The organism is Xanthobacter sp. (assembly GCF_041911315.1).
Lineage (GTDB): Bacteria > Pseudomonadota > Alphaproteobacteria > Rhizobiales > Xanthobacteraceae > Xanthobacter > Xanthobacter aminoxidans.
This window is the reverse complement of the sequence record NZ_JAYRPE010000090.1, coordinates 20031-29323: the sequence shown is the minus strand read 5'-3', so window position 1 is coordinate 29323 and position 9293 is coordinate 20031. Positions and strand designations below refer to the sequence as shown.

The following is a 9293-nucleotide window of genomic DNA, read 5'->3' as shown; positions in this document are numbered from 1 at the left end:
GCCGGGCCGCCGGACGCCGCGCCGGTGGAGCCGGTCTCGCGCACCGGCGCGGCCGGCGGCCGGGACCGGCTCGGCTCGGCTGCGCTCTCGGCGAAGCGGTCCACCGGCACCTCGCCGATGGCCACGTCCACGCCCGCCTCCCAGTGGAAGGCGAGAATGTCGGCCCAGTCGGCGAAGTCCCTGTCGGCGGTCGCGCTCATGAATTCCTTTTAGCCATTGAAGCGCCCAGCGCGAAGCCCGGCATGCCGCGCCGCACCACACTTTCCAGTGCGGCGGCATTATATTCCCACATACGGAAAGATGTTGCCCTAAACGGCAGTGCGCGGTTGTCTTTGCCGGCGTGTCGTGGAAAAAGTCCAATCAACGGGATTGACGGACGGGAGCAGGCGTATGAGCGCGGCGGAGCTGCCTGAGCGCGAAGGCATGGATTATGATGTGGTGGTGGTCGGCGCCGGCCCTGCGGGCCTTGCCACCGCCATCCGCCTGAAGCAGCAGGCCGCCGAGCGCGGCACCGACATCTCCGTCGTGGTGGTGGAGAAGGGCTCGGAAGTCGGCGCCCACATCCTCTCCGGCGCAGTCATCGACCCCGTGGGCCTCGACGCCCTCGTTCCCGGCTGGCGCGAGGAGGCGGATGCGCCCCTCACCGTGCAGGTCACGGACGACGCCTTCTACCTGCTTGGCCCGGCCGGCGGTGTCCGCCTGCCCAATTTCGCCATGCCGCCGCTGATGAACAATCACGGAAATTTCGTCGGCTCGCTGGGCAATGTCTGCCGCTTCCTCGCCCAGAAGGCCGAGGCGCTGGGGGTGGAGATCTATCCCGGCTTCGCCGCCGACGAGATCCTCTATGACGACAAGGGCGCCGTCACCGGCATCGCCACCGGCGACATGGGTGTGGACAAGAACGGCGTCCCCAAGGGCGAATTCACCCGCGGCATGGAATTGCGCGGCCGCTACACCGTGTTCGCCGAGGGCGCGCGCGGGCACCTGACGAAGCAGATCATCGCCAAATATGACCTGGGCGCGGGCCGCGACGTGCAGAAGTTCGGCATCGGCCTGAAGGAACTCTGGAAGGTGAAGCCGGAGAAGCACAAGCCCGGCCTCGTGCAGCACGCCTTCGGCTGGCCGCTCGACGGCAAGACCGGCGGCGGCGCCTTCCTCTATCACATCGATGACGAGCAGGTGGTGGTGGGCTTCGTGGTCCACCTCAACTACCAGAACCCCTGGCTCTCGCCGTTCGACGAGTTCCAGCGCTTCAAGACCCATCCCACCTTCCGCGACACCTTCGAGGGCGGCAAGCGCATCGCCTACGGCGCCCGCGCCATCACCGAGGGCGGCTACCAGAGCGTGCCCAAGCTCTCCTTCCCCGGCGGCGTGCTGGTGGGCTGCGCGGCGGGCTTCGTGAACGTGCCGCGCATCAAGGGCAGCCACAATGCGGTGCTCTCCGGCATGCTCGCCGCCGACCACCTGCTGAACGCCCTCGCCGCCGAGCGCAGCCACGACGAGCTTTCCAGCTACGAGGCGGCCTGGCGCTCCTCGGCCATCGGCGCGGACCTGAAGAAGGTGCGCAACGTGAAGCCGCTGTGGTCGAAGCTCGGCACCTTCGTCGGCATTTCGCTGGGCGCGCTGGACATGTGGACCAACACGTTCGGCTTCTCGCTGTTCGGCACGCTGAAGCACGGCAAGACCGACGCCGCCTCGCTGAAGCCGGCGAAGGACTGCAAGAAGATCCAGTATCCCCGCCCCGATGGCGTGCTGACCTTCGACAAGCTCTCCTCGGTGTTCCTCTCGAACACCAACCATGAGGAGAACCAGCAGGTGCATCTGGTCGTGAAGGACATGGCTTTGCAGAAGGCGTCCGAGCACGACGTCTACGCCGGCCCCTCCAACCGCTACTGCCCCGCCGGCGTCTATGAGTGGATCGAGGAGGGGGCGGACGCGCCGCGCTTCCAGATCAACGCGCAGAACTGCGTCCACTGCAAGACGTGCGACATCAAGGACCCCAACCAGAACATCACCTGGACGGCGCCCGAAGGCGGCGGCGGGCCGAACTATCCCAACATGTGAGGATGGGTGTCGTCATGCCCCGGCTCGTCCGGGGCATCCGCCTTGCCCTATCCCCGCGCGGCCTCGGCCGCCTGCGGCAGGTCCTGCGCCGCGACCTCCGACAGGGCATGGCCGTAGAGCACGAGGCAGGGGCCGTCTGCCCCTTCGTCCACGGCGCGGGTCACGGCCTCCACGAGGCCGGCGACGGTAGCAATGACCACTTTCTCCTCCGGCCGCGTGACCGAGAAGATGGCGACGGCGGGTGTCGCCGGCTCGATGCCGGCCGCAAGCAGGTTGCGCACGAGGTCCGGCAGGGTCCGGCGCGGCATGTAGACGACGGTGGTGGCCGCCTTGTCGGAGAGCGCCTTGAAGTCGAGATCGGCGGGCAGCTTCCCGTCGCGCGCATGGGCCGTGACGAATTGCAGCCGCCGTGCGTGATCGCGGTGGGTCAGGGAGGTGACGAGCCGGCTCGCCGCGCCCTGGGGGGAGGAGATGCCGGGCACCACCTCCACCGGCACGCCGGCCGCGCGGCAATGGGCGATCTCCTCGCCGGCCCGGCCGAAGATCATGGGCTCGCCGCCCTTGAGGCGCACCACGCGGCGGCCCTCGCGGGCCAGCTCCACCATCAGCGCGTTGATGTCGTCCTGCTTGCAGGAGGGGCCGTAGCCGGTCTTGCCCACCAGCATCTTCTTCGCCTCGCGCCGGGCGAAATCGAGGATCGCGCCGGACACGAGGTCGTCATAGAGCACCACGTCCGCCGATTGCAGCGCGCGCACGGCCTTCAGCGTCAGAAGCTCGGGATCGCCCGGCCCGGCGCCCACCAGCACCACCGAACCGCCGTGCGGGGATGAGCCCTGCGTCTCGAGCGCGGCGAACAAAGCGGCGCGGTCGGCCTCCTCCGGCGCGCGATGGGGCTCGGCGAGGGCCTTTGCCGCAAACCGCTCCCAGAAGGCGCGGCGGGCGTGGAAGGAAAGGCCGCGCTCGGTCACCGCCGCGCGCCACGTCTTCGCCGCCTGCGCCCAGGCGCGGAAGCCGGAGGGCAGCAGCGCCTCGATCTTGGCCCGCACCGCCTGCCCGAACACGGGGGCGGCGCCATCCGTGGAGATGCCCACCACGAGGGGCGAGCGGTTGACGATGGCGCCGAAGGTGAAGTCGCACAAAGCCGGCCGGTCGATGACGTTCACCGGCACGCCGGCCGCGCGGGCGGCGGCGGAAAAGCGCTCGGCCGCGTCCGCATCCTCGAAATCGCCGATGGCGAGGGCCGCGCCCTCGATGTCGTCCACATGCCAGTCGCGCACATGCACGGCGATGGGGCCGTGGGTCGGCGCGCCGGCCAGCCGCCAGATGTCCTCGCAGACGGCAGGGGCGATCACCTCCACCCGCGCCCCTGCGGCGGAGAGAAGCTCCGCCTTCCAGGCCGCCGGCTCGCCGCCGCCCGCCACCAGCACGCGCCGGCCCTCGAGCCCGAAGAACAGCGGCAGGCGGGCAAGCGCCTCCATGCGCGCCTGCCGCGTCTCACGCGGGGCACGGGGGCTGCTGGATTCGGCGCCGGGGGCGGCCATGGGAAAAGCTCCAAAAAGCTCGCTGTTCGGAAAGGGTAAGCTCCAAGTCCGCCGGGCGCCACCCCTCTCCCCTCGCGGGAGAGGGGATGGGGGTGAGGGGGGGCGCGCGGCTCTCGCAGAGCCGGACAAACGGCGCCATACCCCTCACCCCAGCCCTCTCCCGCAAGGGGAGAGGGTGCCCTGAGATCAGCCGCGGGCGGCGACGACGATGATCTCGACCAGGAACTGCGGCGCGGCGAGCTTGCCTTCGCTGGTGGCGCGGGCGGGGGGATTGGCCTTGTCCACCCAGGTGTCCCACACGCTGTTCATGCCGGCGAAGTTCTTGATGTCCGACAGCCAGATGGTCGCGGTGAGGATGCGCGACTTGTCGGTGCCGGCGCGGGCCAGCAGGCTGTCGATGGAGGCGAGCACGGCCTTCGTCTGGCTCTCCACGTCCGGCCCCTCGGCCACCTGGCCAGCGAGATAGACGGTGTTGCCGTGGATCACCGCCTCGCTCATGCGGGCGCCCTTGTCGAGCCGTTCGATGCTCATGATGTGTCCTCGTGTTGGGGATGGCGGGTGTTTAGCAGCATCCGGGGCACAGGCGTCAACCGTCAGCGGCGACCTCGCGCCCCGGACGCATGGAGCGCCAGCGCAATGTGAGCCGGGGCCCAGCGCAAAAGACCGCCGAAGGCGCTGCCATATCCTGGGCTCTCAGGCATGGCCCGCTGCGCGGAATCGTTGCGCTGGGTCCCGGCTCTCCTTCCACTCCGCTGCGCTGCGTTGCAGTCGGCCGGGACGCGAGAGGGGTGCAGCCCCTCAGTGCGCCTCTTCCCAGTTCTTCGCCGCCCGCGCGTCCACCTTCAGCGGCACGGCGAGATGGACGGCAGGGGCCGCCGCCGTCTCCATGGCGTGGCGCACCACGGGAATGGTGGCCTCCGCCCCGGCCTCCGGCACCTCGAACACCAGTTCGTCGTGCACCTGCAACAGCATGCGGGCGGAAAGGCCCGCATGCGCCAGCGCCGGCTCCATGCGGATCATGGCGCGGCGGATGATATCGGCGGCCGTGCCCTGGAGGCGGGCATTGATGGCGGCGCGCTCGTTGAAGGCGCGCAGAGACGGGTTCTTCGCCGCGATGTCGGGATAGTGGCAGCGCCGGCCGAACAGCGTTTCCACGTATCCATGCTCGCGGCAGAAGGTCTTGGTCTCCTCCATATAGTCGCGGATGCCGGGGAAGCGCTCGAAATAGCGCTTGATGTACTGCCCCGCCTCCTCCCGCGGAATGCCCAGCTGGTTGGCGAGGCCGAAGGCGGAGATGCCGTAGATGATGCCGAAATTGATGGCCTTCGCCCGCCGCCGGATTTCCCCCGGCATGTCCTTCACCGGCACGCCGAACATCTCGGACGCCGTCATCGCGTGGATGTCCAGCCCATCCGTGAAGGCCTGCCGCAGCGCCGGGATCTCTGCGATCTCGGCCAAGAGCCGCAGTTCGATCTGCGAATAGTCGGCCGAGACGAGAAGATTGCCCTCCTCCGCCACGAAGGCGCGGCGGATACGCCGGCCTTCCTCGGTGCGCACGGGGATGTTCTGGAGGTTGGGATCGGAGGAGGAGAGCCGCCCCGTGGTGGTGGCGGCCAGCGCATAGGAGGTGTGGACGCGCTTGGTCTGCGGATGCACGAAGTTCGGCAGCGCGTCCGTATAGGTGGAGCGCAGCTTGGAAAGCTGGCGCCATTCCAGGATCTTCTGCGGCAGCTTGTGGCCCAGCTCCGCCAGTTCCTCCAGCGCGGTGGCCTTGGTGGACCACATGCCGGTGGCGGTCTTGGTGCCGCCGGGCAGGCCCATCTTGCCGAACAATATGTCGCCCATCTGCTTGGGGCTGCCCACGTTCAGCCGCTCGCCGGCGAGTTCCGCGATCTCGTCCTCCACCCGCGCCGCGCCCTGCGCGAATTCGGAGGAGAGGCGCGCCAGCATGGCCTTGTCGATGGCGATGCCGCGGGATTCCATGCGCGCGAGCACGGGAATGAGGGGCCGTTCCAGCGTCTCGTAGACGGTGGTGCGCCCCTCGGCGGCGAGGCGGGGCTTCAGCACCTGCCACAGGCGCAGCGTCACGTCCGCATCCTCGGCGGCGTAGGCGGTGGCGGGCTCCAGCGCCACCTTGTCGAAGGTGATCTGCGCCTTGCCCTTCCCCGTCACCTCGGAATAGCCGATGGGCTGATGGCCGAGATGGAGGACGGAAAGCTCGTCCATACCATGGCCGTTCTTGCCGGCATCGAGCGCGTAGGACATGCACATGGTGCAGTCGATGGGCGCGACGTCGATGCCGTGGCGGGCCAGCACCGCCTCGTCATACTTCACATTGTGCCCGATCTTGAGGGTGCCCTTGTCCTCGAGCATGGGCTTCAGGGTCGCGATGGCATCGCCGAGCGAAATCTGCCCCGGCAGCAGGCCCTCGGAGAACAGGCCGTCGCCCGCGCCCTGGTGCAGCAGCGGGATGTAGCAGGCCTCGTTGGGCGAGAGCGCCAGCGAGACGCCCACGAGGTCCGCCTGCATGGGGTCCAGCGAATTGGTCTCGGTGTCGAAGGCGACGACGCCAAGGTCCATGGCCTTCGCGCACCACGCTTTCAGCTCGGCGAGATCGAGGATGGTGCGGTAGGCCTTGCGGTCCACCGGCGTCGCCCGCGCGGCCTGCGCGCGCTGGTGGGCGAGATCGGAAGGGGTTGGGGTGCCGCTGGGGGCGGCGGGGGTAGCACCGGGTTGAGCAGGCGCTTCGCCGTCTGCGGAGGGCGCAGCGGCGGGGGCGAAGAGATCGCCGCCGCTCGGCGCGAGCTTCGGGTCGGGCTCCACCTCGCCGGCTTCCACGCCATAGGCCTCGGCTACGCGGCGGGTGATGGTGGTGAATTCCATGGCCTTCAGGAAGGAGATGAGGCGCTTGGCGTCCGGGTCTTCCAGCACGAGGTCTTCCAGCGGCACCTCCACCGCCACGTCGCGCACCAGCGTGACGAGCTGCTTGGAGATGCGCGCGGCCTCCTGATTGTTCATCAGCGACTCGCGGCGCTTCGGCTGCTTGATCTCGCCGGCGCGGGCGAGCAGCGTTTCCAAGTCGCCATATTCGGCGATGAGCTGGGCGGCGGTCTTGATGCCGATGCCGGGCACGCCGGGCACATTGTCGGTGCTGTCACCGGCCAGCGCCTGCACGTCCGTGACCTTCTCCGGCGGCACGCCGAAATATTCCACGACCTCGCCGAGGCCGATGCGCCGTTCGGGGCGCGCCCCGCGCCCGCCGCTCTCGCCCGAGGCGGGATCGTACATGGCGACCTTGGGGCCGATGAGCTGCATCAGATCCTTGTCGGCGGAGACGATGAGCACGTCCGCCCCGGCCTTCACCGCCTGCTCGGCATAGGTGGCGATGATGTCGTCCGCCTCGTAGCGCGCCTGCTCCACCGGGATGAGGCCGAAGGCGCGCACCGCCTCGCGCATGAGCGGGAACTGGGGAATCAGCTCGTCCGGCGGCTCGGAGCGGTTGGCCTTGTAGTCGGGGTAGAGCTCCTTGCGGAAACTGTCCTCCGACTTGTCGAAGACGATGGCGAGGTGGGTGGGGCGGATGCCCACGGCGCCGTCGCGCACGAACTGGAACAGCTTGGTGCAGAACAGCCGCACCGCGCCCGTGGGCAGCCGGTCCGAGCGGAAATTGTACTTCCGGTCCTGGTTGATGGACTGGAAATAGGCGCGGAACACGAAGGAGGAGCCATCCACCAGGAACACATGGTCGCCGGGCTTGAGGGGGCGGGGAGAGGGGGACATGGGGCGTCCTTCAAAGGTCCGGCGGCAGCGGCGATCAGGGGTCGGGATCGGGGGTCGCAAGATCGGGGGTCGATCGAGGCGCGCACGATGCCCGAGGGGGCGGCAAGGAACAAGTGCCGCGGCACCCGCCGAACACGCGCGCCGCCGGCGCGGGAAAGCCCGCCAGCCCAATGGTCACGCCGTGCCGCAGCGCACACTTCGCAGGCATCTGCATCCTCAGATGAACAACGGAAGTGCAGGCTCCCAGCGCGCCCAATTTTTCATCAGTCCAATTTTATTCGTGGAATCAGATACCTAATCATCCGGGCGCACTTGGCCCATCACTTGCTTTTATCACTGCGGCGCAGTCGATGATGACCGCGCCCCATATTCGTCCCAACGATGGGACCCGCAGCAGAGCCGCTGACAGCCATGACCGGAAGGTCGTGAGCATGTCCGCGGCTTTTTTCGTTTCGGGTCTCCGCGTCCGCCTTTGCCGATCCAGGGGAAAAGAACATGAGCGACGCTTTCAAGTCCGGGCCCAACGAAACCGTCTCCACCGCAGCCGACGCCTCCACCCCCGCCGGCGTCTCGCGCCGCTCGCTGCTGAAGGGCACGGCCGCCGCGCTGGGCACCGCCGCCCTGTTCGAGAGCATCCGCATGGCCTTCCCCGGCGGCGTGCCGGCGGCCTATGCCTCCGAGGCGCCGGAGACCAACAAGGCGACGCTCGGCTTCATCGCCCTCACCGACGCGGCGCCCCTGTTCGTGGCCAAGGAAAAGGGCCTGTTCGACAAATACGGCATGACCGACGTGACGGTGGCCAAGCAGGCCTCCTGGGGCACCACGCGCGACAATCTGGTGCTCGGCTCCGAGGGCAACGGCATCGACGGCGCCCACATCCTGACGCCCATGCCCTACCTGATCTCCGCCGGCAAGGTGACGCAGAACAACGTCCCCACCCCCATGTACATCCTCTCCCGGCTGAACCTGAACAGCCAGTGCATCTCGGTGGGCCAGGAATATATCGACCTCAAGATCGGCCTCGACACCAAGCCCTTCAAGGAAGCGCTGGACAAGAAGAAGGCCTCCGGCAAGTCGGTGAAGGCTGCCATGACCTTTCCGGGTGGCACCCATGACCTGTGGATCCGCTACTGGCTCGCCGCCGGCGGCATCGACCCCGACAAGGACATCGAGACCATCGTCGTCCCGCCGGCCCAGATGGTGGCCAACATGAAGGTGGGCACCATGGACTGCTTCTGCGTCTGCGAGCCGTGGAACGAGCAGCTCATCCACCAGAAGATCGGCTACACCGCCGTCACCACCGGCGAGCTCTGGAAGGACCATCCGGAGAAGGCGCTCGGCATGCGCGCCGCCTATGTGGACAAGAACCCCAAGGCCGCCATGGCGCTGCTGAAGGCGGTGATGGAAGCCCAGATGTGGTGCGACAAGATGGAAAACCGCGAGGAAGTCGCGGCCATCTGCGCCAAGCGCCAGTGGATCAACGTGCCGGTCGCCGACGTGGTGGACCGCATGAAGGGCAAATTCGACTACGGCACCGGCCGCGTGGTCGAGAAGAGCCCGGTCATGATGAAGTATTGGCAGGACAATGCGTCCTACCCCTACCAGAGCCACGACCTGTGGTTCATCACCGAGGACCAGCGCTGGGGCAAGTTCGAGCCCGATTACGACGCCAAGGCCCTCATCGCCAAGGTGAACCGCGAGGACATGTGGCGCGAGGCGGCGAAGGCCCTCTCCGTGCCGGCGGCCGAGATCCCCACCTCCACCTCGCGCGGCAAGGAGACCTTCTTCGACGGCAAGGTCTTCGATCCGGAAAACCCGTCCGCCTATTTGTCGAGCCTCGGCATCAAGCGGATTTCGTGATCGCGCGGCGCCGCCCCTGATCCCAGACCACGGGGGCGGCGCCCCCTG

General features: G+C 68.2%; 5 protein-coding genes and 1 pseudogene. 2 read left to right on the top strand and 4 right to left on the bottom strand.

The window, feature by feature from the left end; translation table 11 throughout:
- Positions 1–200, bottom strand: a pseudogene (locus ACE3QW_RS24995) (uracil-DNA glycosylase); the annotation flags it as partial.
- 190 nt (positions 201–390) lie between these two features.
- On the opposite strand from ACE3QW_RS24995, the gene ACE3QW_RS24990 reads away from it, so the two are divergent.
- Positions 391–2064 (top strand): electron transfer flavoprotein-ubiquinone oxidoreductase, encoded by a 1674-nt coding sequence (locus ACE3QW_RS24990; RefSeq protein WP_374254786.1) that lies wholly within the window; start codon positions 391–393, stop codon positions 2062–2064.
- Between the two features lie 47 nt (positions 2065–2111).
- On the opposite strand, the gene cysG is transcribed toward ACE3QW_RS24990, so the two are convergent.
- The 3 genes from cysG to polA form a co-directional block, all read right to left on the bottom strand.
- Complete coding sequence (cysG, locus tag ACE3QW_RS24985; protein ID WP_374254784.1) at positions 2112–3605, bottom strand: siroheme synthase CysG; 1494 nt, start codon at positions 3603–3605, stop codon at positions 2112–2114.
- A gap of 186 nt (positions 3606–3791) precedes the next feature.
- Positions 3792–4136 carry a RidA family protein gene (locus tag ACE3QW_RS24980; RefSeq protein ID WP_029556685.1) on the bottom strand — a complete coding sequence of 115 codons (345 nt, stop codon included), beginning with the start codon at positions 4134–4136 and terminating at the stop codon, positions 3792–3794.
- Positions 4137–4403: 267 nt separating this feature from the next.
- Positions 4404–7385 carry a DNA polymerase I gene (polA, locus tag ACE3QW_RS24975; RefSeq protein WP_374254783.1) on the bottom strand — a complete coding sequence of 994 codons (2982 nt, stop codon included), beginning with the start codon at positions 7383–7385 and terminating at the stop codon, positions 4404–4406.
- Positions 7386–7880: 495 nt separating this feature from the next.
- Here polA and ACE3QW_RS24970 point away from each other — a divergent pair, with 495 nt between their 5' ends.
- Positions 7881–9245, top strand: a complete 1365-nt coding sequence (locus tag ACE3QW_RS24970; protein ID WP_250164976.1) for a CmpA/NrtA family ABC transporter substrate-binding protein — start codon at positions 7881–7883, stop codon at positions 9243–9245.
- Positions 9246–9293: the final 48 nt, after the last annotated feature.

Bases quoted from the DNA above. Each gene is read 5' to 3' on its own strand.
- ACE3QW_RS24990 (WP_374254786.1), top strand. From the start codon at position 391: ATGAGCGCGGCGGAGCTGCCTGAGCGCGAAGGCATGGATTATGATGTG.
- cysG (WP_374254784.1), bottom strand. From the start codon at position 3,605: ATGGCCGCCCCCGGCGCCGAATCCAGCAGCCCCCGTGCCCCGCGTGAG.
- ACE3QW_RS24980 (WP_029556685.1), bottom strand. From the start codon at position 4,136: ATGAGCATCGAACGGCTCGACAAGGGCGCCCGCATGAGCGAGGCGGTG.
- polA (WP_374254783.1), bottom strand. From the start codon at position 7,385: ATGTCCCCCTCTCCCCGCCCCCTCAAGCCCGGCGACCATGTGTTCCTG.
- ACE3QW_RS24970 (WP_250164976.1), top strand. From the start codon at position 7,881: ATGAGCGACGCTTTCAAGTCCGGGCCCAACGAAACCGTCTCCACCGCA.